Source organism: Maricaulis sp. (assembly GCF_039978735.1).
Classification (GTDB): Bacteria; Pseudomonadota; Alphaproteobacteria; order Caulobacterales; family Maricaulaceae; genus Maricaulis.
Map to the genome: position 1 here is coordinate 18482 of NZ_JBDWAS010000052.1, position 23551 is coordinate 42032.

Sequence of the window (23551 nt, forward strand, 5' to 3'; positions counted from 1 at the left end):
CTTGGGTACAAGCGTCGTTTCAGTGTGGATGCTCAGCAAGACGCTGCATCGCGTACTTCCCTCCATAAAAACTTCATCGACACTGCGCCCGGTGCAGAAAGTCTGCAGCTGCAGTGAAAAAAAATGGAGGTATTCCGCATACGCCGCGTTTCAGGGGGTCAGCTACAGATAAATGGGGACTGATAATGGCTGCTTTCAACAAACTCCTGGCCTCGACGGCACTGGCGGGATCGCTCGCGCTGGCCGCGCTGTCGCCGGCCTATGGTCAGGATGTGCGCGAGGGGGAAGATCTCGCGGCCGCGCTGAACCGCGTGGCGAACACGCAGAATGTGGAGATCCTGTATTCTCCCGACGTCGTTGCGGGCAAGCACGCCGGTTCTGTCTCTGCCGGCGCCTCGCCGGAGGCCATGCTGCAGGAAATGCTCGCCGGTACGGGCCTGGCGGTACAGCAGACACGGCCGGATGTCTTCGTGGTGACCGATCCGCCGGAAACCGGCGGCAATGCCCGCACGCCGGACGCTAACCGGACAGGTCCGGAGGAGCAGCAAGAGGCTGCCAGCTTTCAGGAAACCGGCGCACCGGGCTCCATCGAGGGGCGCCTGACCGACAGCAATACGGGTACCGGCCTGGCCGGTGCGGTCATCCGCCTGGCCAACACTTCGATCCGCACGGTGACCGACCAGCGCGGTTTCTACCGCATGCCGGCCGTGCCGCCGGGAAACTACGAGATCGTCGCCGAATATGTCGGTGCCGGGCAGGAGAGCCTGACGATCCGGGTCGGGTCCGGCGAGGAGGTCGACCAGGACTTCACGCTCAATCCCAGCGGTACCGAAACCATCGTCGTGATGGGCAATCGCGGCGGTTTTCTGCAGGCCCTGAACCAGCAGCGCAATGCGGAGAACAACCAGACGGTCATCTCGGCCGACTTGCTGGGCACGTTTCCCGCCGAGTCCGTCGCCGAGGCCCTGCGCCGGGTTCCCGGCATCTCCTTCGAGCGGGATTCCGAGACGGGTGAGGGCGACCGGGTGTCGGTGCGCGGCATCACGTCCGAAGCGATCAATATCCAGCTGAACGGGCTGCAGCTGCAGGGCACGGGCATCGAGCGCGCCGTCGACCTGACCGGCTATCTCGCTGACAATATCAGCCAGATCACCATCCAGAAGAGCCTGCTGCCGGAAAACGAGGGCACGGCCAATGGCGGCCTGATCGAGATCGAGACGCGCAGCGCGCTGGACTATGGCGAGCGTCATTTCAGTGTCGGCGCAGAGCACGAAATGCCCGATGGCGACGTGTTCGGCAATGAGAGCCAGTACAATGCGTCGGCGGTGTTCCAGGTCAACGACCGGATCGGTATCGGCGGCAATATCCAGTACCGCAATTCCGACCGGCGCAATTTCGATGTGGCTTTCATCGGTGTGGATGCTCCGGTGCTGCCTGCGGGCTACACCAGCTTCTATTCGCTGCCCTACACCTACAATTTTCCCTTCGATGAAGCCCTTCCGGACCGTTTGATTACCGGTGCGAACCACTTCATCCGCGACCGCTCCGTAGAGAATATAACCGGATCGGTATTTGCAGCCTGGGACGTCAATGATTCCACGCGGTTGCGGGCCGAGTACCAGCATATTTCCAACGAGGACACGAGCAGCGTTGCGCGGATGACCTCGTCGACCCTGACCTCGTCGACCGATATGCCTATACCGGAACTGGGCGGTGAGGAGCGTCGCCGGACCTATATCCGTGCGCTGCGCCCGACAATGGGAATTTCCGATTCGGTCGAGACCACCACGACCGACGTGTTCAGCGTGCGCGGCGATACGGTGTTCGACCGCTGGACCTTCGAGTACAAGGCTGGCTACTCCAACACGACCCGCGATATCAGCCGAACCACCATTGCCACGCTCGCGGACATCAACACCGACGTGTTCAACCTGCTGGATCCGGGCAGCTATGTCGTCAATCCCGACGCCAACGGTACGGACCGGATCGTCGGTGGCGTGGTCGACTTCTACGGCGATGGCATTCCCGCACTGGCGCTCTCGCAGGCAGGCCGGGACCTGTTGTTCGATCCTGACACGCACTACGTCACGTCCGCGACCGAGAACGAGGGCAGCAATTCGTCCGAACTGTTCACCGCAGCCTTCGACGCGCAGTACGATTTCGTCTCGACTTTCCTCAGTAGTGTGAAGGCGGGCATCAAGTACGACGACTCCTCCCGCACCAACTCGGATGACGTTCTGTCGACCAATGCGCCGACGGCGTTCTACTATTCACGCACGGGCTCGACGCGTCAGGGTATCAGCGAGTTTGGCGGGGGGATTTTCGGCGACTTTGATTTCGGCGTTATCGGCGCCGGCGGCTTGGTCCTGCCGAGCCTGCGCAGCGGCTCCGCCCGGACAATCTTTGATGGTGTCGCTGCTTACGCGGCGGCGAATCCCGGCTCTTACCGCGTCACCGACAATCGCGTCGATCCGCGTGAAAGCGCTGGCGCCTTGTCGACTGCCCGTACAGACGAAACGCGGCTTGCGGCTTATCTCCAGGCCGAGGTCGAGATCGGCGACCTGACGGTGACCGGCGGTGCGCGGCTTGAACAGATCGAGACCGTCGGCAACGCGATCAGTTCGCCCATCTACCGCCAGGCCAATGGTGTCTATGTGGACCGCGGCGAGTTCATGGATACGGGTCTGATCGATTACTTCGACAATTCCGGCCAGAACGACAAATTCCTGCCGAGTGTGGTTGCCACCTATCGTCCGGGTGACAACTGGGTCGGGCGTTTTGCCTATAACCGGACTATTTTCAGCCCGTCCCTCATTGCCGTGAATCGTCCGCTGACTGTCGTGATAGACCAGCGGCCGGGCAACGAGACGGCGACGATCCGGGAAGGCAATCCCGAGCTGGATCCGGAGATCAACGATAATTTCGAGATCGGTCTGGAACGCTATTTCGGCGACCGCCCGGCCTATGTGAAAGGCGCGATCTTCTACAAGGATATCTCCGGCAATATCACCAATGTGCTGCAGGTGGCCGGGCTGGCCGATGTTGAAGACCGCGTGAATGCCTTCCTGCAGCCACTTGTGGCCGTTCGCCCCGACCTGGCCCTGTCGCCGGACACGCAGTTCTACCTGCAACGTCCCGAGAATGGCGAGGGTGGCGAGATCTACGGGTTCGAACTGGAAGCGGCGACCAATCTCGACTTCCTGCCCGCCAGCTGGCCGGCATTCCTGGAAAACGTTCAGGTGATGGGCAATGTCACCTGGACCGAGGCAGCCTTCGGAACCGATGTGTCGGCGCGGGACGAGAACGGTGACACGATCTCGCTCAATCTTGACCGGCCGCTGGCCAACCAGGCCGAATGGGCCGGCAATCTGTCGGTCGGCTATGAGGCTGGCGGTTTCTCCGGGCGTTTGCTCTACACCTACCAGTCCGAGCTCGTGACCTCGTATGACGAATTCAATCTGAATACGATCGTGCCGGAGTTCGAGACGCTGGACCTGATGGCCAGCTACACGCTCGAGCGTGGCGGTGCGCGCTACATCTTCTTCCTCGAGGGCGACAATCTGCTCGCCAGCGGCGATGATGCGGAAGTCACGAACGGGACCGGGTCCTACGGTGGTGAAGGGTCCCCGGACTTCTTCTTCCCGACCCGTCTGCAGTTCAATGGCGGACGGACATTCACGGTTGGCGTTCGCGCCACCTTCTGACCGCATGCGGTCCGGGAGACCGATCATGAGACCGGATGCACGGTCGCAAGCACTGTCAGCGTGGGCTTTCCGGCCCGCGCTGACTTGCGCTTTCAGGCGCAGGGAAAAGGGACGGCGGCAATGAAGGCGCCTCGACTGACACAAGCAATGCCGGGAACATCCGAGCGCTGGCTGGAAACCGTCGCTGCGGACTATTCCGGCGCGCTGAACGGTTTCTTCCTGCGCCGCACCGGATCGCCGTCCGATGCCGAGGACCTGGTCCAGGAGGTGTTCGCCCGGCTCGCGCAGATGGAGGATGCCTCGCGGATGGACAATCCGCAGGCCTATATCTTCCAGATCGCCGTCAATCTCCTGCGCGACAAGGCGCGCCGGGCGCGCGTCCGCCAGAGCGAGATGCACGAACCCTTCGACGAGGCCTTTCACGGGGAAGGGGGCGGTTCGCCGGAGCGGATGGCCGTCGTGCGCGACGATCTGCGCCGCATCGAGGCGGCTCTCCAGAGGTTGCCGAAGAAGACTCGAACAATCTTTCTGTTGCATCGTCTGGATGGTCTGAAGTATCGAGAAATCGCTGATGCAATGGGTCTTTCCGTGAGTACGGTCGAAAAACACATGATCAAGGCACTGGCTGCCATCACCCGTCGCATGAAGGGACGGACGGTATGAGCACGGCCGTGAACTATCCCGCCGCCGACCGGCACGAGCAGGCCTCCTACTGGCTCGTCCAGATGCGCAAGGCCGACTGTTCGGCTGCGACCCGCAAGGCGTTCCGCATCTGGATGGAAGAGAGCGACGCCAACCGCTCGGCCTATGACGCCGTGCGCCACGCCTGGAGCGCCAGCGCCGCGCTCGAGCACTCGCCGGTCTTCGAGGCGCTGCGGCGCGACGCGCTGATCGAGAGCGTGCGCCGCCGGCGCGCGCGGCCGCCGGTCTGGGCGATGGCCCTGGCGGCCGGTCTGGTGATGATGATCGGCGCGGCGCTCTTCATGCAGCCGGGCTGGCGCATGGGCACCGGTCTGGAAAGCGCCGGCGAAACCGTCGTGGCGGAGATGGCGTCGGTCCGCATGCCGTCACCGGAACACACGATCGAGACGATTGTTGGCGAGCGTTCGACGGTGCCGCTGGAAGACGGCTCGCAGGTCGAGCTGAACACCTCCACCGAGGTCCGCCTGGCCTTCAGTCCGCAACAGCGTGAAGTCGTGATGTTGCGTGGTCAGGCCGTCTTCAACGTCTCGCACGATCCCGAACGTCCCTTCGTGGTGCTGGCCGGCGATCGCCGGATCACGGCCATCGGCACCGAGTTCGAGGTGCGGATCGATGGCGATGATGTGTCGGTGACGCTGCTGGAAGGGCGTGTCGAGGTTGCCGAAGTCGTCACCCGTGATGGTGAGGAGGCCGGCCGTGTGGTCGAGCTGGAACCGGGCCAGCGCCTGGCCGGCCGCGATGTTGTGGCCGAACAGGTGGATGCGGAAAGCCTCGACCGGGCGATGAGCTGGCGGCGCGGGCGTCTGGTATTCGAGAACGAGCCGCTGTCGGCCGCTGTCGCCGAAGTCAATCGCTACTCGCGCCAGCAGATCGGTCTTGCGGACGAGGATCTGGGCGATCTGCGTGTCAGCGGCACGTTCTGGGCGGGTTCGGTCGAGAACTTCCTGTCGGCCGTGACGACGATTTATCCGCTCGAAGCCGAGCGCGAGGACGGCGCAGCGCAGATCGTGCTCGACTGGCGTGGGCAAGACGGCTGAGCGCATGACATCAGGGGGTTGCACGCCGGTGCGATACCCCTGACGCCGCCATTGCGGGCGGTGCGGCGGCTTGATATGGGCAGCGCGATCGGCGGGAGCCCTGTCCATGAAGGCCGCACTGGAACGTCTCTACGCACAGCACAGCGCCGCGCTTGGCCAGGCGTTGCGCTGGCGTTTCGGAGACGGCCCGCCCGATCCCGACGACGCCATCCAGATCGCTTTCGAAAAATATATCGAGCTGGGCGCGGCGGCGCGTGTCGAACGGCCGCGGGCCTTCCTGTTTGCCATGGCGCGCAACTGGATGATCGACGAGCTGCGCAAGATGGGCGTGCGCCAGCGCCATGCCGAACGGCAGAAAACCGACCCGCTTCTTGCCCGGGTGGAAGAAAGGACGGCCGAAAACGTCTTATCTTCCAAGGAGCGGTTTTCGCGTCTCAACGCGGCGATCCGGGCTCTGCCCGAGCGCCAGCGCACACTGATCGTGATGAGCCGTATCGAGGAGTTGAGCTACCGGCAGATTGCGCAGGAGACTGGTCTGTCGCAAGCGGGTATCAGCCGCGAGATCGCCCGGGCCCTGACGGCCCTGCAGGCCGCACTCGCGACGGATGGGGAAGAATGAGCGCAGCCGACGACACCCTGATCGCCTCACAGGCGCGCGACTGGCATGTCCGTCAGCTCGCCGGGCTGAGCCCGGCCGAGGCGGAGGCACTGCGCGACTGGCTCGAAGCGTCGGCGGCGCATGCCGAAGCCTTTGCACAGGTCGGGGCGCTGTGGTCGGATCTGGGCTGGGACGAGACCCTCAATGGCCAGGCGTTGGACCGCGCTGCGGCGCGTGAACGGCGGGCTGTGCGTGGCGGCGGTGGCCTGCGGTCCTGGTTGCAGGCCGTTCTGCGTCCCCGGGGCCTTCTGGCTGCGGGCGGCGCGGGCCTGCTGGCTGTGGCGCTGGCGCTGGCGGTGTTGTTCACCCTGCCGGGCGATCCGCGTGTGACAGCGCCGGGCGCCGGGCAGACGCAGGTTTATCAGACCGCCATCGGTGAAATCCGCGAGGTCGAACTGGCCGATGGCAGCCGGGTCACGCTGGGCGGGCGTACGGCGATCCGGGTCGATTTCGGCCGCGATGCGCGGGCCGTGCGCCTGGTATCCGGCGGCGATGCGCTGTTCGAGGTCGCGCGCGACGAAAGCCGGCCCTTCACGGTGCAGGCCGGCACCCTGTCGGCGACGGTGCTGGGCACCGTGTTCGAGGTCAATCGCAGCTCCGGCACCACGGCGGTGGGTGTCGTGGAAGGCCGGGTGAGGGTGCAGGGACAGGGTGGCGGCGATGCTGTGCTGCAGGCCGGCGACCGCATTGTCGCCGAGGCCGGCGCACCCTGGCAGCGCGAGCAGATGCAGCCGGACCAGGCGGCCCGCTGGATGCAGACCCGGCTCGCCTATCGCGATACGCCGCTCGTCGACATCGTCGCCGATGTGAACCGCTATCATGCCGGCGGTGTGCGTCTGGGCAGTGCCGATCTCGGCGCCCTGCGCGTGACCTCTTCCTTCCGCATCGACCAGCTCGAGACGGCCCTGTCCGGCATCGCGCTGAGCCATGGTCTGGAGCTCGTGCGGACCGGGGATGGCGGCTTCGTCATCCGGCGTCCCGGGGCCGCTGAATAAGAAGTTTTTGCGAAACTTCTCCCACAGGTGAAAAGAGCTGACACAGCTCCCCGTCAAAAGGGGGCAGACCGGACGGCAAGGCCGGTCTGCCTGGTTTCGATCAAGCCCGCCGGGCTTCCTTTTGAGAGGGGTTTCACCATGAGTAACGGACACACGGGACGGCGCGTCCGGCTTCTTTCCACCGCGCTGGCGGCAGCCCTGCTGGCTGCAACCAGCGCCGCCGCGCAGGATGCGCCGGCGGCCAATAGCGAGATCCGCATCGCGGCCCAGCCGCTGGACAGCGCCATCGATGCGCTGGCCTCGCAGACCGGCCTCGTCATCGTCGCACCGGGACCGCTGCTGGACGGGCTGCGCTCGGCCTCCGTGTCCGGTGTGTCCGAACCGTTCGAGGCGCTGGGCATCCTGCTGCGCGGTACCAATCTGGGCTATCGGATCACGGCCGACGGCGCCGTGGTGATCGAGCCGCTGACCGGCCAGCCCTCGCGCGAGATCCGCGAGAACGAGGTCGAGGCGATCCAGGTCACCGGCACCCGCGTCGATCCGCTCAACCAGCTGCAGACCGAGGCCACCGACTCGCTCACCGGCCTGTCGCGTTCGCTGCTGGAAACGCCGCGCTCGGCGAGCCGGGTCAGCGAGATCACCATCGACCGTTTCGGCATGGAAGACGTCGACGATCTGCTGGCCGCCGTGCCGGGCACGTTCACGGCCAGCTTCTTCGGCGTTCCGGGCAATCTGAATGTGCGCGGCACCCTGGCTGACACCTATTTCCAGGGCTTCAAGCGCATCGAGAACCGGGGCAATTTCTCGTCCAATCTCAGCGCGGCGGCCTATGTGGAAGTGCTGCGCGGCCCGTCCTCGCCGATCTACGGTCCGGGCAAGGTGGGCGGCCTGCTCAACTTCATTCCGCGCACGGCCCGCGACGGCGTCGACGGTCGTTATGTCGATACCGTGACCGGTTCGGTGACCGTCTCCGGCGGTTCCCATGACCGCCGTGTCGTGTCGGGCGAAGTCGCGATCCCGGCCGGCCAGGGCGGTTTCCACCTGTTCGGCGAGTTCGAGGATTCCGGTTCCTACTATAATTTCATCGAGCCGGAACACACCAATATCCAGGCGACCTATGTGTCCGATCTGGGCCGCAACTGGAGCGTCGAGCTCAACGCCATGTATTTCGACGAGTCCGGCCAGATCCAGACGCCGGGCTGGAACCGCGTCACCCAGGCGCTGATCGACGATGGCACCTATATCACCGGCCGGGACACCGACCTGCAGGACATCGATGGCGATGGCTATCTGAGCTATTCGGAGATCGATGCGGTCATCGGTGCCAGCTGGGGCCTGTCCAACCTGCGTCAGATCGCGGAATACGGCGGCGCCAACCGTCCCGAGTTTGCGCTCGATACCGGTGTCGGCACGACGACGCTCGACGGCAGCCATATCTTCGCCGATCCGGGCGATTACAATGACAGCGAAACCCTGACCGGCTACGCCTCGCTCGCGCACGAGGCCGAAAACGGCAACCGTTTCGCCGTCGAGATCTTCCGCGACCACATCGAGAACCAGCGCTATAACAGTTTCGGCTTTGGTGCGGACTATGAAGCGACGGCAGTCGAGCTGCGCGGCAGCTACAGCTTCCATTCCGAGATGGGCGAGAACCTGCGCGCCGACAGCGTGGTGGGGGCCGCCTACCGCACGCATGAAGCCCAGCAGTATGAGAGCTTCCTGTCGGGTTATATCGCCCTGGACCGCCGCGATCTCTCGCAGGGCCCGACGGCGACCGACCGGATCGCGCTGCCGCGCGATGCCAGCGGCGAGATCATCTGGGACTCGCGCCATGACATGGAGTGGAATTCGCAGGCGGTCTTCGCTGTCTCCGACATCACCCTGTTCCAGCGTCTGAGTGTCCTGGCCGGTCTGCGCTACGACCATTTCGACGTCGAGGCGATCAATACCGGCGCCACGGTGTTCGGCACGGCCAACACGCTGGTTTCGGACAGCGACGGCGCGATGACCTGGTCGCTGTCGGTGCGTTACGAGACGCCCTTCGGCCTCACGCCCTACATCACCTATGCCGAGCCGCGCGCCCTGGAATCCACCCAGACCGGCGGTGTCAGCGTCGGGACGATTGAGGCCGGCCTCTACATCTCGCCGTCCGAACTGCGTGAAGTCGGCGTGAAGTTCTCGCTGCTCGACGGCAATCTCTTCGGCGGCCTGGCCTATTACGAGCAGCACCGCCGCCAGGCCGACATGTTCGGCAATGTCGACGGCACCACGGCGGAAGGGTTCGAGGCCGAGGTTCACTGGCTGGCGACCGACAATCTGGCCTTCATCGGCTCGGCCACCATCCAGCAGACGCGGGTCGATGCGCCCGGCGCCGGCAATGGTGAGTACCTGCAGGTGCGTCCGGACCTGTTCGGCGTCGATCCGGTGGCCGGCTATGGCGGCACCTTTGCCTTCAACAATGCCGGCTATTTTGCCGATCTCGCCGACGGCTACGAGCTGAACACCATCCCGGAAACCGTGTTCAGCGTGTTCGGGACCTACACCACCGACCCGTTCAGCTATGGCGGTCACGACATGCTCGCCGGCATCACGGCCGGTGCGACCCATGTCTCGGAGACCGGCGGTATCATGACCGGCGATATCGAGCTGCCGGCCTATACGCTGGCCCGCATGTCGGGCTTCCTGGAAGTCGGCGCGTTCACCGTCTCGGCCAATATCGATAACCTCTTCGACGAGCGCTATTTCACGCCGTCGGCGGAGGTCTACAAGGAAGTGGCCGTGATGCCGGGCCTGCCCCGCATCTTCCGCATCAATCTCAGCTACGACTTCTGATCCGGCCGGGCCGGGCGCATCGCCGCCCGGCCCGCCTTTCCCTTTCCCTTTGCCTTTCACGACTTCCGGAGACTGCCATGACCGGCTCCCGCCCGACCTCTCCTGCCTTCCTGTCTGCCACACGCCGCGGCGTGCTGGGTGTTCTCGGCGGCGGCTTTGCCGTGCTGGGCGGCGGCCTGCCCTCACAGGCACGAGCCGACAGTCCCGCCCGTTTCGACTGGGGTGTGGCCAGCGGCGATCCGCGGTCCGACAGTGTCGTCCTTTGGACGCGGGCCGTGCCGGAAGACGATGTCCGCTCTCTCACCGTCGGTTTCGAACTCGCCGAGGATGAGGGCTTCGCCCGCATTGTGCGCCAGGGCGCCGCGGAAACCTCCGCCGCCCGCGACTTCACCGTGAAGCTGGACGTGCGCGGCCTGGCTGCGGGCCGCACCTATTTCTACCGCTTCCATGCCGGCGGGGCCGTATCGGCCGCCGGCCGCACGCGAACCCTGCCGGCTGGCGGGGATGCGCCGGTCCGCCTCGCGCTGGCCTCGTGTGCGAATTATGTCTCCGGCTTCTACAACGCCTATCGCGAGATCGCCGAAGCCGGCGAGCTCGACGCCGTGATCCATGTCGGCGACTATATCTACGAGTACGGCCAGGACGGGTATGACGGCGCCACCGGGCGCGAGCTCGGCCGCTTGCTGGAGCCGCAGCACGAGATCGTCACGCTGGAGGATTACCGCGCGCGCTTTGCGCTTTACCGCCGCGATCCGGACCTGCAGGCCGCCCACGCGGCCGCGCCCTTCATCACCATCTGGGACGATCACGAGACGGCGAACAACAGCTGGGTCGACGGTGCCGGCAATCACGATCCGGAAACCGAGGGCCGCTGGCTGGCTCGCCGCGATGCCGCGCTGACCGCCTATTTCGAATGGATGCCGATGCGCGATCCCGAGGCCGGCCAGGCGGCCGAACGTCTCAACCGGGTCTATGATTTCGGCCAGGTCGGTACGGTGCTGGTGATCGAGAGCCGTCTGACCGGCCGCGACGAACAGCTCAGCTATAGCGACATGCCCGTGCTCGACGGTGAGCCCGATATCGCCCGCTTCGAGCGCGAGGTGCTCGGCGATCCGTCACGCAGCATGCTGGGCGCGCCGCAGGAAGCCTGGCTGGCCGCACAGATGCAGGCTTCGCGCGAGCGCGGTATCGCCTGGCAGATCCTGGCCAACCAGACCGTGATGGCCCAGATGCGTTCGCCGGATTATATGCGCCACTTCCCGGAAGATGTGGTGACCGCGACGCTGCAGGCCGGCGGCTATGCCGCGGCCTGGCTGGAGCGCTCGCGGCTCGGCCTGCCGATCGGTCTGGACAGCTGGGACGGTTATCCGGCCGCGCGCACCCGCCTCTACGACGCAGCCCGTGCTGCGGACGCCAATCTCGTCGTCCTGTCCGGCGACAGTCACATGTTCTGGGCCAATGAGCTGCACCACCCGGCCGATGGCGAACGGGTGGGGATCGAGTTCGGTACGACCGGCATCACCTCGCCGACCGGCTACAGCTATATCAATGGCGACAAGGACACGATCTACGCCATTGCCCAGCGGGCGCTGGTCGAGACCAATCGCGATATCCGCTTCACCAATGTGCGCGAGCGCGGCTTCATCCTGATCACCGCCCGCCGCGACGAGATCGAGGCGGACTATGTCGGCGTCAGCACGGTGCGCGAGCGCGACTACACCGCCTCCCGCCTGCTGACCGCCCGCTCCCGCATCGGCACCGCCGGCCTGGATCTGGAGACGCCCGGCTGATCAGAACGTCATCGAATAGGGCACGTAGCACCAGCGATAGTGGCTGGAGAGCAGGGTCCAGGCGACGAAAAGCAGGGCCAGTGCTGCGTAAGGCGCCAGCTTGATCAGCAAGGCCTTGCGTCCCGGATAGAGCGTCGGCAGGGCCGCGAAGATCATCAGTTGCGGCACGATAAGGAAATAGCCCAGACGGTCGGCGATAACGGTCGAGACCGGGATCAGCACGGCCGTGCCGATCATGCCGAAGGCCAGCAGGCTGATCAGTGCGTGGCTTTTCGGGAGCGCCTTGGCCCAGCGCTTGGACAGCATCGTGACGTAGAAGACGCCCGTCGCGAACAGCAGGCCGACCCGGAAAATCGCGCCGCCAGAGTCCGCATCGCCGACGATATAGCGCGTCGTGGCGACCTCCACGGAGTCGCTGGACAGGATGATGCCCGCAGCCGGTATGGCGAGGATGCCGGCATAGATGAAACTGCGTGTCGTGTAGATCCCGCTCCAGAAGGGCAGCAGCATCAGGAAGACGATGGCGCTGCCGTGGAAAGCGGCCGCCAGGGCCGTCCAGATCAGGAAGCGGATCATGCGCCGGTCGATAAAGGCGTTGAAGGCAAAACACAGGAAGCCGATCGCGGCAGCCTGTTTCACGGCGGCCATCGGCATGTTGAGGATGAGCACCGGGAAGGCGAGAACGAGGATCGTCATCGGCGCCGGACTGCGTCTCGCGACGGCGTGCAAGCCGGCGAAGAAGATCGCCGACGTGACGAAGTTCAGCCAGTAATAGCCCAGGCCCAGCTCGTGCAGCGTCTCGATTAGCATCCAGTGTCCGGGATTGATGCTCTGGGCGGCGTCCTGAAAGCTCCGCCCCTCCTGGAACCAGAAATTGCCGAGATAATTGCCCCAGTCACAGCCGACCTCGAACCGGAAGGCCGAGAAGACGTAGAGCCCGATCAGGACAGGCCAGTAGAAGCCGATAGGCTTGCGTCCGTTATCGACCAGCCGGATCATCAGCAGCACTGCGAATACTATGTAGTAGGTCAACGGCTTACTCTTCCCCGGCGAGGACGCTTTCCGCCGCCGCCAGAATATCATCGGCGTAGAGCGCATTCCCGGTCCAGCGTGTCAATGCACGCTGTTGCATCTGGCGCCACGTGTCGGGGGCGTCGATGAGTGCGAGAATGGCTCGTGCAGCCTCATCGTCCCGAGCCGGATCGGGATCGATCCAGATCGCGTCGCGGCCGTCCTGCGTGTAGCGCGAAATCTCGCCGACGGGGGTTACGGCCGGCACCAGGCCAAGCTGCATCGCTTCGACCACCGACAGGGCCATGCCTTCATAGCGGCTGGTCTGGAGGTAGAAGCTGGCCTTTGACGCGCGCGCGGCAATCTCGTCCGCACTCGCCGGGCCCGGCAAGGCGACCGCTTCCTGCGGCCCCGCTTCCGCGATGGCGGTCTCCAGCTGTTTACGCAGTCCGCCATCGGGACCCATCATCACAAGCCGCGCGTCGGGGCGTTGCCGGTGAATGCGCCGGAACAGCGCCAGTGTGCGCAGGGGGGCTTTCTGGTCGGCCAGGCGTCCCCAGAAGACGAAGTCGGGTGTGGGTGCCGGTTCGGACGCGCGGACCGGTTCCAGCCGTCGTGTCAGATAGGAGATGACACGCGCCGGCTTGCCGTCAGGGATTGTCAGGCGTGTGTCCAGCGTGGTGCGGGAATCCGCCCAGATCGCTGCGGCATGGCGGGCCGCCAGGCGCGTTGTCCAGCGGTCGAGCCTGTGGGCGTCGCGGGCATTGTGCAGGAAGAGCACCATCGGAGCGCGGCAGCCGCGCAGGCGCGCCAGGGCGCCGACGATCACGGCCCGCCACAGCGACAGGATGACCAGATCGGGTTCTGCCACGGCCAGCCGACCGGCCGCACGCCAGAACGCGCGCGGGTCGAAGGTTGCGCCGCGGCCGGACCGGTCGCGCACGGTCTCGAACACGAACATGCGTTCCAGACGGATACCGTTCCGGCTGCGCCCCTCAGCCGTCGCGGCGGCGAGCTCGACGCCGCCGATCCCGTCATAGGGCATCAGATGGATTACTTTGCGGGCCATAATTCCTCGAGCACTTCCGCATAACCCGCCCGCATGGCCTGGGGGCTGTGATGACGGGTGACGTGCACCCGGGCACGGTCCGCCTGGTCCCGGGCTGCGGCGGGGTCTCCGGCAAGTTCGGCGAAAGCGGTTGCCAGCGCGTCGGCATTGCGGGCCGGAACCAGCCGCCCGAGCGGAGCCTCGCCGGGCGCCTGCGACCCGAGAAGATCCGAAATCCCGGGGACATCGGAGCCGACGACCGGGATGCCGGCCGCCATTGCCTGCAGCAGCGCCGTACTCAGCGTTTCGCCGTCCGAGGCCTGTGCATAGATGTCCAGGCTGGCAAACCAGTCCGGCAATTGGTCCGGCGGCAGGTGTCCGGGAAGCTCGACGCGGTCCTCCAGCCCGGCTTTGCGCACGGCCTCGCGAACGGCGGGAAGACGGGGGCCGTCTCCGGCGAGTGCCAGGCGGAAATCGAGACCGGGATGCGTATCGCGCAACCGGGCCATTGCGGCGACGAGGTCTTCCTGCGCCTTTGTCGGCGTGAAGCGGCTGGCCATGCCGATCCGGCAGGTCGATGACGACAATATGGATGCGGGGGCGCTGCCGGCCGGCGGCAGGTGGATACCGGTCCGGACCAGGCGGGTCCGCCTGTCCGAGAACAGCGGTCCCAGCCTGGAGCGGAGGGTGGCGCGGTAGTCGGGGCTCAGGGTCACGACCCGGTCCGCCAGGTGCTGTGCCAATCCGCTTGCGATCCATTCGGCGCGGGTTTTCAGGGCGTTGGCCTGGTGTTCAACCGCGACCAGCGGGCGCGGGCCTGCGGCCAGCCGTACCGGCAGGATGGCCTTGATCGAATGCAGGATTATCGCATCCGGGGCGATCGCTTTCACGGTTCTCGCCAGGGCCGGCCAGGCTTCCCAGGGGCGGCCCTGCCGGGCGGCGACATAGTCAAACGGCACGCCTTGTCGCTGGCAATCCTCGACATAGGCCGGCGCAACCGGCTCGATCCCGAAGAACAGGAAGTGATGCGCCCATGGATCAGTGTCGCCGCCGGCTTCGACAAGCGTCGTGGAGACGGCCGAATGCCCGCCGAGGCCGGAGTAGAGGATCTGGAGTATTTTCGGCCGGGGGGTCACGATCGGATATTCACTCGTTCCAGATTGGGTGGGCAAGGTCGGGTGCGTCGGCAGTCGTCAAGGAGCCTGATGCCAAGCCGTCACGTCCCGCAGCGCACCGAGAACGCCGCCGGAGCGTCTGTATACCCCGCGCCGCCACAAGTCGAAGACCAGCCCCGGCCGGGCCAGAGGAGACGCCATGCGTGCTTCGAGCCGGGCGGTCAGACGTGCGAGATCTTCGGCCAGGCCGGCACGGGCACGTTGTGCAGCGTCTGCGCCGCAAATGCCGGCAAAGTCGTCCTGACGTGCGGTCAGCCAGTCGTGCTGACAGGATATGCTCTGCCTTTCCCGCACCAGACCGCCATCGCTGGCCAGCCGGCGGGCCAGGCTGCGGGCGGCGTGGTGCACACGTTCGACCGGCCCGAGCCGGCGTGTCGTGTTGACGAAGAAGTCGGACGCGTTGGCGCCATGCTGGCGGTAGTACTGGAGCACGGCCGTGTGCCGGGCGACGAGATCAAGACGGTCGGCCAGTTCGACCAGCCACGTATCGTGGGCCCGCACGGACGCCGGGAAAGGTAGCATCAGCGAAAGGTAGTCGCGGCGGATCGCCAGGCAGCACCCCATGACAAAGGCACGCTCGGGAAGCCCGGCGGCGGCGATCTGTCCGCGCTTGGTAACGCCGGACGGGGTTAGGCCACCATCGGCAAGTTCGGCATCGCAGGCGAAAATCTGTTTGTCCGGTGCGGCATCAGCCCAGCCGGCCATGCGCTCCATCTTTTCGGGAAACCAGGCATCGTCCTGATCGCACAGGAAGACGAGGTCTCCGGTGGTTTCCTCAAGCGCTCTGGCGAAATTACGGGCATATCCCAGATTTGACGGGTTCTCGACAACCCGCATCTCGAAAGGCGCCGTTTCCGCGAAGGTCCTGAGAAGCGCTGCCGTTTCATCGCCGGAGGCGTCGTCGACGGCGACAACCTCGTCCGGCAGCCGCGTCTGCCCGGCCAGGCTGTTCAGCTGTTCGGTCAGATGCGCCGTACCGCGCCAGCAGGCCAGGGCGACGGAGGTTTTCACGGGGCCGGTTCCACGATGCGCGTGTGGAGCCAGTCGACGACAGGCTTGAATTTGGCATGCCAGGTGAGATTGGCCTCGGCGTAAGCGCGCATTTCAGGTACCGGGTCCGGCCGGTCCGTGCGTAGTTTCTCATACCACCGGACGAGCGTGGCAATGTCGACCGCGGTGTCGTCAGCCGGCAGGTGCAGAACGAAGGGCAGCGTCTGCGGAAAATCCCTGTCAGGGTAGCCAATGACGAACGGCAAGCCGCGAGCGCAGAATTCGCGGGACTTGATGTTCGAGGTGTCCACATCAAGACGGTGCATCCCGATACTCGAAATGCCGATGTGGCATCCTGCCATGTGCTGGTCGAGGGCGCTTCCATGAAGCGGCCCGAGGAAGTGTACGGCGTTACCCAGACCGGCCCGTTCGGCCTGCTGCCGCAAGCGTGACTCCTCGGCTCCGCTGCCGACGATCTCGAACCTGACCGGTCGCCCGCACCCGTCCTTCTGGTAGCTTGCAAGCCCTGCGATAACACGGTCATAGCCGTGCCAGAAAGATAGATTTGCGACTCCTGTGAGCCGCAATGTCGTTTCGACGGGCGGTGGGGATGACGGTGTTGGGATGGTGCTGACGTTTACCCCATTGTCTGTCCGAAGTGTTGGTATTCCGAATATCTCGTCGGCCTGCGAAAACGTGATGATGCGATCGATATAGTGGTGCAGGCGGGTGTTGCCGGTATCCTCGAATGCACCGAGGAGCTGCGCGCGCAGCCCTTTCCTCTCTGTGGAAAATGGCCAGGATGGGATTTCGAGCGCGATTGGAAGGTCAGGGCGTCGTTGCTTCAACTTCGCCAAGGCGGAGATAAATGACGGCGGTGCCCCTTGATACCGGATAATGAGGAAATCCGCCGAAGTCGCCGCGTCTACGATCTGGTTGTGGAACGAGATGTGGTGGTTCCAACGTGTCGCCCAGCGGCCGTTTGACGGAATGATCGTGGTTTCGGACAGACTGACGGCACCGTCGCGAAGGCAAAGCAGGTCTGCTGGTGCGCCAGCTTCAGCCAGCGCACCGATCTGCGCCTCGATCTTTCGGGCGACACCGGCAAGGTGAGCCTGATTCAGATCCAGTCGTGCGACGTAGAGCCCCTTCATGCCGCAGTGCACAGATCAAGTGCTTCGAGGATTGCGCGGATGCGCTGTGCGGTCTGGCCGTCCCAGAACTCTGGAATCGAACCTGTCTTGCCGCGGCCCGCCAGGATTTCGCTCACATGAGGATGGATACGGGACGGTGCGTCGCCGAGCAGGATGTTGGTCCCGACGTCGATCGTGACCGGTCGCTCCGTCGTATCGCGCAAGGTCAGGCACGGACGTCCAAGCCAGGTGGTTTCTTCTTGGATTCCGCCGGAGTCTGTCACCACTGCGACAGAACTGCGTTGCAGTGCGATGAAGGACGGATAGTCGAGCGGATCGATAAGGCGCAGGCGTTGCGTTGGCGCGCTTTGTTCCAACGCGTCGAGCCGCGCGCGTGTTCTGGGGTGAACAGGGAAAACCACCTCGATGTCGCCGGCAATTCGGTCAAGTTCGCGCACGATTTCAGTGAGCTTGACCGGATCGTCCACATTGGAGGGCCGGTGCAATGTGACCAGAACGAAGCGGTCGGGGAGATCGGGAACCGCGGCCGGCATCGCATCGAGCCGTGGCAGCAGCCGGGCTAATGAGTCGATCATGATATTGCCGACGAAGTGGATCGCTTCGCGCGGCGTGCCTTCCCGCAGCAAGGTTTCGTCGGCTTCCCGGGAGGGCGTCAGGAGGAGGTCTGACAACCGGTCCGTGACCAGCCGGTTGACCTCTTCCGGCATGTCGCGATCGCCCGATCTCAACCCGGCTTCGACGTGTATGCACGGGATGTGCATCTTGGTTGCAACCAGGCTGGCCGCGAGTGTCGAGTTGACGTCGCCATATACGATTACGGCCGCGGGGCGGCTGGCTTCGAAACACTCCTCCAGTCCCGTCATAATGCGGGCCGTCTGGACGGCGTGTGTGCCGCCACCGAGGCCGAGATTGATGTCGGGCTCGGGGATTTCCAGTGTCTCGAAAAAGGAACCGGACATGCGGCGATCATAGTGCTGGCCGGTATGTATGACTTCCTGTCGAACTCCATCGAGTGCGCGATGAAGCGGGGCAAGCTTCACGAAATTCGGCCGCGCGCCCACGACGTGAACCAGCTTTCCCCCTTTGCCCGTATTGCGCGCAAACCGCTTCGACTGACGGAGGGTCGCCAGCTTTTCGAGGCTTTCGGTGTCGAGAGTTGTGGTGTGAGAAGTGTTGCGCATGAGAAGCCTGGCTATTGAACTTGGTGCTTAGGGGCGGTGGCATTTGTGCTGGCCTCCGCCAGCAACGCCGCCGCGCTGCCCGTTCGGGCGATGCGGCCGTCTTCGATCTGTACGATGAGATCGCAATTGCGCAGCGTGGAGACCCGGTGGGCGATCATGATCAGGGTGAGGTCGCGATCCAGGCTTTCGATGGCCTGCATGACGCGCTGTTCGGTTTCGGTGTCCAGAGCGCTCGTCGCCTCGTCGAACACGATCACATCGGCCTGGCGGTAGAGCGCGCGGGCGATGCCGATGCGTTGCCGCTGACCGCCGGAGAGGCGGATGCCGCGCTCGCCGATCACGGTGTCGAGGCCTTCCGGAAGCCGCGCGACGGTCTCGGACAGCTGGGCGCGTTCGACGACCTCGCGGACCCGGTCCATGTCGATCTGGTCGGCCGGGACTCCGAATGCGATGTTCGAGGCCAGTGTGCTGTCAGTCAGGAAAATGGCCTGGGGCACGTGGGCGATATGCTTCTGCCATGCCCGTCGGGTGGTCGCGTCAATCGGCGTGCCGTCGACGGTCAGCGCGCCGCCGGTCGGTGAAAGCAGACCCATCAATATGTCCACCAGCGTACTCTTGCCGCTACCCGTCGGTCCGATGATGCCGACGCGGATGCCGCGCGGCAGTTCGAGATAGACGGACTTCAGCGCGGCGGGTGTGTCCGGGCTGTAGCTGAAATCGACAGCCTCGAACCGGATCGAACGCTGGAAGGGCAGGCTGGGTGCGCGCTCATCGGCTGCGTCGGGGAGGGGGAAGGCGAGATACTCAAGGCATTCGGACACCGCCTTGCGGGACCCGCGGATCAGCGTCCAGGCAGAATAAGCCTGCTGGGCGACAGGCAGGAGGCGCTGGGCGGCCAGGGCGATCGTGCCCAAGACAGGCAGGGCCGCCTCGATGCCGCCGGGCCGCTGGGCGATCATGAAGGCGACGCCGGCAAGGACGATCAGCCCGATCGTCTCGATCACGAACCGGGGCGCCGCGCCGAGAAAGGTATTGTCGGCCGTCGCGCGCCGCATCGGCGTGATGGATGCCGCCAGCCGGCGGACATGCATCGGCTGGGAACCGTCGAGCAGGACATCCCGGATGCCGCCCAGGCCTTCCTGCAAGACCTGCATCGACCGCGACATTTCCCGGGCGATCAGGTCGCCATTGGCACGGACGCGGGCCCGCAGCAGCAACAGAACCAGGCCATAGATCACGCCGAGACTTCCGATCAGGGACAGGGCGAGGCCGGGCGCGAAAGCGAGAAGGACGAGGGTGATGGCCAGGAAGAGCGACGCTCCGGCGATCAGATTCAGCGTCGGCAGGATGATGCCGATGACCAGTTTGAGACTCTTGTTGCTCACAACCGTCAGGACGCGGCTGGTATTGTTGGCGGCGTGCACAGAATAGGGCTGGTACAGCGTCCGCTCGTAGATTTCGACCGACAGATCGATGCCGATTGCGTGCGACAGGCGGGCCTGGGCCCAGGACATTGTCAGCCGCAGGGCGCCGGAGACGGCGGCGGCGACAACGAAGAAGGCCGTCAGGGGCAGGAGCAGATCCTGCGGTCCGGCGATGTTCAGCGCTTCAAGCAGGGGCCGCGTGTAGGGGCTCTCCATCACGCGCTGGGGCGCGGCGAGCAGCGACAGGAAGGGCAGGATCGCGGCGATCGACAGCATTTCGGCGAAGGTCGCCACGATTGTCAGCCCGCCCAGAAGCGCGAGCTGGCGCCGGCGGCGCCCGGTCAGGTGATGCCAGACGATCCGCAGGGACTGGAAGTATCCGACATCGGGTGTATCCGGTGGCGTCATGACGGGGACACCTCCGGATACAGATGGCGGACCCACTTCCAGCTCGACGCGCAGATGGCATCGACATCCTGCCTGGCCTCGAAGCCGAGCACGTCCCGTGCACGCTGCGTGTCGCAATAGCAGCTGGCAACATCGCCGGGCCGCCGCGGCAGGATACGGAAGGGTATCTCGCGGCCGCAGGCGTGTTCATAGGCGCGGCGGACGTCCTGTACCGACAGGCCGCGGCCCGTGCCGAGATTGACGACATGCCCGTGTCCGTCACGCTCGAGTGCGTCCAGTGAGGCCAGATGTCCCCGTGCCAGGTCGGTTATGTGGACATAGTCGCGCACACCGGTCCCGTCGGGCGTATCCCAGTCGTCGCCGAATATGCCCAGATACTGCCGCTGCCCTGCCGCGACCTGAGCGATATAGGGCAGAAGATTGTCGGGCGGGTCTGCCGGACATTCGCCGATCAGGCCCGAGGGATGGGCGCCCGCCGGATTGAAATAGCGCAGGATGCCGACCGACCAGTCCGGGGCCGCCGCTTCCTGGGCCTGCAGGACCTGTTCCGCCATCAGCTTGCTCTGGCCGTAAGGATTGTTGGGGCCGAACGGGGCATCTTCGCGGATCGCGCCCTGGCCGGCGCCCAGATCATACACCGTCGCCGACGACGAGAAGACCAGTTTGCGAACACCATTGGATTTCATGGCCTGAATTACGGTGACCAGACCGCCGACATTCACGTCGAAATACTCGGCCGGACGCGAGACGCTGTCAGACACCGATTTGAGCCCGGCGAAATGCATCACGGCATCGAATTGCGAGCGCTCCATCAGATCATGGATCGCAGTCCTGTCGCGGATATCCGCTTCGACGACACGGGGAGCGGGGCGTCCGGCGGCCTGGCCGATACGGTCCACGACATCCCGGCGCGCGTTCGAGAAATTGTCGAGGATGACGACTTCATGGCCGTGCTCTAGGAGTTCGGCGGCGCAATGCGAGCCGATATACCCCGCGCCGCCGGTCAGGAGGATATGTTTCCGGCTCATGGCTGCGTCCAACCGTCCCTGCGGTGGCGCGTGGGGTATGGGATCTGCCGCCGCATCGACCTACAGCCTGAGATCGGATGCCGCAGGCGGGAAGACCGATTTGAGGTCGAAGAAGACATGGGACGGCGTGCCGAGCGCCCGCAGGGGGGCTTCCCCGCCATCGCGATAGCCCTGGTGGGCGACGGCCAGGACAATCCCGTCATAAACCCCCTCCTGCAGTTCGGTCACAATCTCCAGCCCGTATTCTTCCCGGGCTTCGGCCGGGTCGACCCACGGGTCGTGGACGTCGACATTGACGCCATAGTCACGCAATTCCTGCACCACATCGACGACACGCGTATTGCGCAGGTCCGGACAGTTTTCCTTGAAAGCCAGGCCCAGCACCAGAACACGCGATCCGTTCACCTGGATCCGGCGGTTCAGCATCGCCTTGATCATCTGGCCGGCGACATAGGCGCCCATGCCGTCATTGATCCGCCGTCCTGCCAGGATGACCTGGGGATGATAGTTCAGGCTTTCCGCCTTGTAGGTCAGGTAATAGGGATCGACGCCGATACAGTGACCGCCGACCAGGCCAGGGCGGAAGTTGAGGAAGTTCCACTTGGTTCCGGCCGCCTTGAGGACCGCCTCGGTATCGATCCCGAGCCGGTTGAAGATGATGGCGAGTTCGTTGATCAGCGCGATGTTGAGATCCCGCTGGGTGTTCTCGATCACCTTGGCCGCCTCGGCGACGCGAATGCTCTCGGCCTTGTAGGTCCCCGCCGTGATGATCGATGCGTAGAGTGCGTCGACCCGGTCGGCGATGTCCGGTGTCGAGCCGGAGGTAACCTTCAGGATTGTCGTCAGGCGATGGGCCTTGTCGCCCGGATTGATCCTTTCCGGTGAATAGCCGCAGAAGAAGTCCTTGTTGAAGGACAGGCCGGAAACCCGTTCCAGGACCGGAACGCACTCTTCTTCGGTCGCGCCTGGATAGACGGTGCTTTCATAGATCACCAGGTCGCCCGGCTTGAGGACGCGGCCCACGGTCTCGGAGGCCTTGATGAGCGGTGTCAGGTCGGGGCGCTTGTGATCGTCGATCGGCGTGGGAACAGTGACGATGTAGATCGAGGCGTTCGCGATATCGGCGACGTCGCTGGCGAAACGCAGATGACGGGCCTGCGCCAGTTCTTCCGCATCGACTTCGCGTGTATGATCGTGACCCGCGCGCAGTTCGGCAATCCGGTCGGCCTTGATATCAAAGCCCACTGTCGGCCGGTGCTTTCCGAACTCCACGGCCAGCGGCAGGCCGACATAGCCCAGACCGATAACGGCGATCGTCTCTGATTGTACTGACATGAACCTGTCCCCCAAAAGGCAAGCTACTTGCCGTAATAGTCCCTGAACCAGCGAACGAATCTGTCGATGCCGTCGCGGAAGTCTGTTTGCGGCCGGTAGCCGGTAAGCCGTTGCAGCAGGCTGGCATCGGCCCAAGTCGCCGGCACGTCCCCCATCTGCATCGGCATGTAGTTGCGGATCGCCGGTTTGCCGAGGCTGGCCTCGATGGCATCGATGAAGTCGAGAAGGCGGACCTTGTCCGAGTTTCCGATATTCACGACGCGGTAGGGTGCAACGGGAGACAGGCTGTCTCCTGGCTCGATTGACGCTTCCGTCTCGGGGCGTACCGGCGGGACATCGATGAGCATCCGGATGGCGCGCACCAGATCGTCCACATAGGTGAAGTCGCGATACATCTCGCCATGATTGTAGATGTCGATCGGGCGGTCATCGAGGATGGCGTCGACAAACTTGAAAAGCGCCAGGTCCGGCCGGCCCCAGGGACCGTAGACGGTAAAGAAGCGGAACATGGTGGTCGGCAGGTTCCACAGATGGGCATAGGCATGGCCCATGCTCTCGTTCGCCTTCTTGGTCGCAGCATAGATGGTCAGCTGGGTATCGGCTTTCTGGCATTCGCCAAACGGCATGTCCGTATTGGCACCGTAGACCGATGACGTTGACGCCATCAGGAGATGCCGCACCTCGAGCCGCCGCGCGGCCTCCATCACATTCAGCGTGCCCACGACATTAGAGTCGACATAGGCACGCGGATTTTCGAGGCTGTAGCGAACACCGGCCTGTGCAGCCAGATGCACAATCACGTCTGGGCGGAACGCGTCAGCTGTCTGGTCCAGCGCATCACGGTCCTCCAGCAAGGCTTCTGTTGCGCAGAAGCCGTCGTGCTCGCCAAGCATCGAATGCCGGTTCCGCTTCAGCGCAACATCGTAGTAATCGGTCATCCCGTCATAGCCGCACACCTCCACGCCCTCTTCGAGCAGGAGCTTCGCCAGATGGAAGCCGATGAAGCCGGCCGTGCCTGTGATCAATACGCGCGTCATCGGGTGGTTGAAGCTCCAGTAGGCAACGTCACACAGGTGCAG

Annotated in this window: 17 protein-coding genes; 7 read left to right on the forward strand and 10 right to left on the reverse strand. The window is 64.6% G+C overall.

What is annotated here, in order from left to right; translation table 11 throughout:
* The first annotated feature begins 185 nt into the window (after positions 1–185).
* The 7 genes from ABJO18_RS15355 to ABJO18_RS15385 all read left to right on the forward strand — a co-directional run bounded on the left by ABJO18_RS15355 (position 186) and on the right by ABJO18_RS15385 (position 11718).
* Entirely contained in the window at positions 186–3704 is a 3519-nt protein-coding gene (locus ABJO18_RS15355) for a TonB-dependent receptor (protein ID WP_348507562.1), read from the forward strand.
* A gap of 147 nt (positions 3705–3851) precedes the next feature.
* Entirely contained in the window at positions 3852–4367 is a 516-nt protein-coding gene (locus tag ABJO18_RS15360; protein ID WP_348507563.1) for an RNA polymerase sigma factor, read from the forward strand.
* On the forward strand, positions 4364–5443 hold the full coding sequence (locus ABJO18_RS15365; protein WP_348507564.1) for a FecR domain-containing protein: 1080 nt from the start codon (positions 4364–4366) through the stop codon (positions 5441–5443). The genes ABJO18_RS15360 and ABJO18_RS15365 overlap by 4 nt, the downstream gene beginning before the upstream one ends.
* Positions 5444–5549: 106 nt before the next feature.
* On the forward strand, positions 5550–6062 hold the full coding sequence (locus tag ABJO18_RS15370) for a sigma-70 family RNA polymerase sigma factor (protein WP_348507565.1): 513 nt from the start codon (positions 5550–5552) through the stop codon (positions 6060–6062).
* Positions 6059–7096 carry a FecR domain-containing protein gene (locus ABJO18_RS15375; protein ID WP_348507566.1) on the forward strand — a complete coding sequence of 346 codons (1038 nt, stop codon included), beginning with the start codon at positions 6059–6061 and terminating at the stop codon, positions 7094–7096. The genes ABJO18_RS15370 and ABJO18_RS15375 overlap by 4 nt, the downstream gene beginning before the upstream one ends.
* Positions 7097–7234: 138 nt before the next feature.
* A complete protein-coding gene (locus ABJO18_RS15380; RefSeq protein ID WP_348507567.1) occupies positions 7235–9928 on the forward strand; it encodes a TonB-dependent receptor in 2694 nt (897 codons plus the stop codon).
* A gap of 77 nt (positions 9929–10005) precedes the next feature.
* Positions 10006–11718 (forward strand): alkaline phosphatase D family protein, encoded by a 1713-nt coding sequence (locus tag ABJO18_RS15385; RefSeq protein WP_348507568.1) that lies wholly within the window; start codon positions 10006–10008, stop codon positions 11716–11718.
* Here ABJO18_RS15385 and ABJO18_RS15390 read toward each other — a convergent pair whose 3' ends face one another.
* The 10 genes from ABJO18_RS15390 to ABJO18_RS15435 are packed head-to-tail and all read right to left on the reverse strand — an operon-like array spanning position 11719 to position 23509.
* Complete coding sequence (locus ABJO18_RS15390) at positions 11719–12750, reverse strand: EpsG family protein (RefSeq protein ID WP_348507569.1); 1032 nt, start codon at positions 12748–12750, stop codon at positions 11719–11721. It abuts the gene before it with no gap.
* A 4-nt stretch (positions 12751–12754) separates the two neighbouring features.
* Positions 12755–13798 carry a glycosyltransferase family 4 protein gene (locus tag ABJO18_RS15395; protein ID WP_348507570.1) on the reverse strand — a complete coding sequence of 348 codons (1044 nt, stop codon included), beginning with the start codon at positions 13796–13798 and terminating at the stop codon, positions 12755–12757.
* Positions 13783–14913 (reverse strand): glycosyltransferase family 4 protein, encoded by a 1131-nt coding sequence (locus tag ABJO18_RS15400; protein WP_348507571.1) that lies wholly within the window; start codon positions 14911–14913, stop codon positions 13783–13785. Before ABJO18_RS15400 ends, ABJO18_RS15395 begins: the two co-directional genes overlap by 16 nt.
* A gap of 57 nt (positions 14914–14970) precedes the next feature.
* Positions 14971–15963 carry a glycosyltransferase gene (locus tag ABJO18_RS15405; RefSeq protein ID WP_348507572.1) on the reverse strand — a complete coding sequence of 331 codons (993 nt, stop codon included), beginning with the start codon at positions 15961–15963 and terminating at the stop codon, positions 14971–14973.
* A complete protein-coding gene (locus ABJO18_RS15410) occupies positions 15960–17096 on the reverse strand; it encodes a glycosyltransferase (RefSeq protein WP_348507573.1) in 1137 nt (378 codons plus the stop codon). Before ABJO18_RS15410 ends, ABJO18_RS15405 begins: the two co-directional genes overlap by 4 nt.
* Positions 17093–18277: a UDP-N-acetylglucosamine 2-epimerase (non-hydrolyzing) gene (gene wecB, locus ABJO18_RS15415; RefSeq protein ID WP_348507574.1), complete on the reverse strand. Its 1185-nt coding sequence runs from the start codon at positions 18275–18277 to the stop codon at positions 17093–17095. Before wecB ends, ABJO18_RS15410 begins: the two co-directional genes overlap by 4 nt.
* Positions 18278–18288: 11 nt before the next feature.
* Complete coding sequence (locus ABJO18_RS15420) at positions 18289–20109, reverse strand: ABC transporter ATP-binding protein (protein ID WP_348507575.1); 1821 nt, start codon at positions 20107–20109, stop codon at positions 18289–18291.
* The gene (gene galE, locus ABJO18_RS15425; protein ID WP_348515996.1) at positions 20106–21137 is read right to left on the reverse strand and encodes a UDP-glucose 4-epimerase GalE; all 1032 of its coding nucleotides are present in this window, start codon (positions 21135–21137) and stop codon (positions 20106–20108) included. Before galE ends, ABJO18_RS15420 begins: the two co-directional genes overlap by 4 nt.
* A gap of 60 nt (positions 21138–21197) precedes the next feature.
* Entirely contained in the window at positions 21198–22472 is a 1275-nt protein-coding gene (gene tviB / locus ABJO18_RS15430) for a Vi polysaccharide biosynthesis UDP-N-acetylglucosamine C-6 dehydrogenase TviB (protein WP_348507765.1), read from the reverse strand.
* 23 nt (positions 22473–22495) lie between these two features.
* Positions 22496–23509, reverse strand: coding sequence for an NAD-dependent epimerase/dehydratase family protein (locus ABJO18_RS15435; RefSeq protein WP_348507764.1), 1014 nt, complete (start codon positions 23507–23509; stop codon positions 22496–22498).
* Positions 23510–23551 lie beyond the last annotated feature (42 nt).

What these genes read in the sequence shown, in the direction of transcription:
- ABJO18_RS15365 (WP_348507564.1), top strand. Translation starts at nt 4,364, where the DNA reads ATGAGCACGGCCGTGAACTATCCCGCCGCCGACCGGCACGAGCAGGCC.
- tviB (WP_348507765.1), bottom strand. Translation starts at nt 22,472, where the DNA reads ATGTCAGTACAATCAGAGACGATCGCCGTTATCGGTCTGGGCTATGTC.
- ABJO18_RS15435 (WP_348507764.1), bottom strand. Translation starts at nt 23,509, where the DNA reads ATGACGCGCGTATTGATCACAGGCACGGCCGGCTTCATCGGCTTCCAT.
- ABJO18_RS15380 (WP_348507567.1), top strand. Translation starts at nt 7,235, where the DNA reads ATGAGTAACGGACACACGGGACGGCGCGTCCGGCTTCTTTCCACCGCG.
- ABJO18_RS15370 (WP_348507565.1), top strand. Translation starts at nt 5,550, where the DNA reads ATGAAGGCCGCACTGGAACGTCTCTACGCACAGCACAGCGCCGCGCTT.
- ABJO18_RS15395 (WP_348507570.1), bottom strand. Translation starts at nt 13,798, where the DNA reads ATGGCCCGCAAAGTAATCCATCTGATGCCCTATGACGGGATCGGCGGC.
- ABJO18_RS15385 (WP_348507568.1), top strand. Translation starts at nt 10,006, where the DNA reads ATGACCGGCTCCCGCCCGACCTCTCCTGCCTTCCTGTCTGCCACACGC.
- wecB (WP_348507574.1), bottom strand. Translation starts at nt 18,277, where the DNA reads ATGCGCAACACTTCTCACACCACAACTCTCGACACCGAAAGCCTCGAA.
- ABJO18_RS15420 (WP_348507575.1), bottom strand. Translation starts at nt 20,109, where the DNA reads ATGACGCCACCGGATACACCCGATGTCGGATACTTCCAGTCCCTGCGG.
- ABJO18_RS15375 (WP_348507566.1), top strand. Translation starts at nt 6,059, where the DNA reads ATGAGCGCAGCCGACGACACCCTGATCGCCTCACAGGCGCGCGACTGG.
- ABJO18_RS15410 (WP_348507573.1), bottom strand. Translation starts at nt 17,096, where the DNA reads ATGAAGGGGCTCTACGTCGCACGACTGGATCTGAATCAGGCTCACCTT.
- galE (WP_348515996.1), bottom strand. Translation starts at nt 21,137, where the DNA reads ATGAGCCGGAAACATATCCTCCTGACCGGCGGCGCGGGGTATATCGGC.
- ABJO18_RS15355 (WP_348507562.1), top strand. Translation starts at nt 186, where the DNA reads ATGGCTGCTTTCAACAAACTCCTGGCCTCGACGGCACTGGCGGGATCG.
- ABJO18_RS15360 (WP_348507563.1), top strand. Translation starts at nt 3,852, where the DNA reads ATGCCGGGAACATCCGAGCGCTGGCTGGAAACCGTCGCTGCGGACTAT.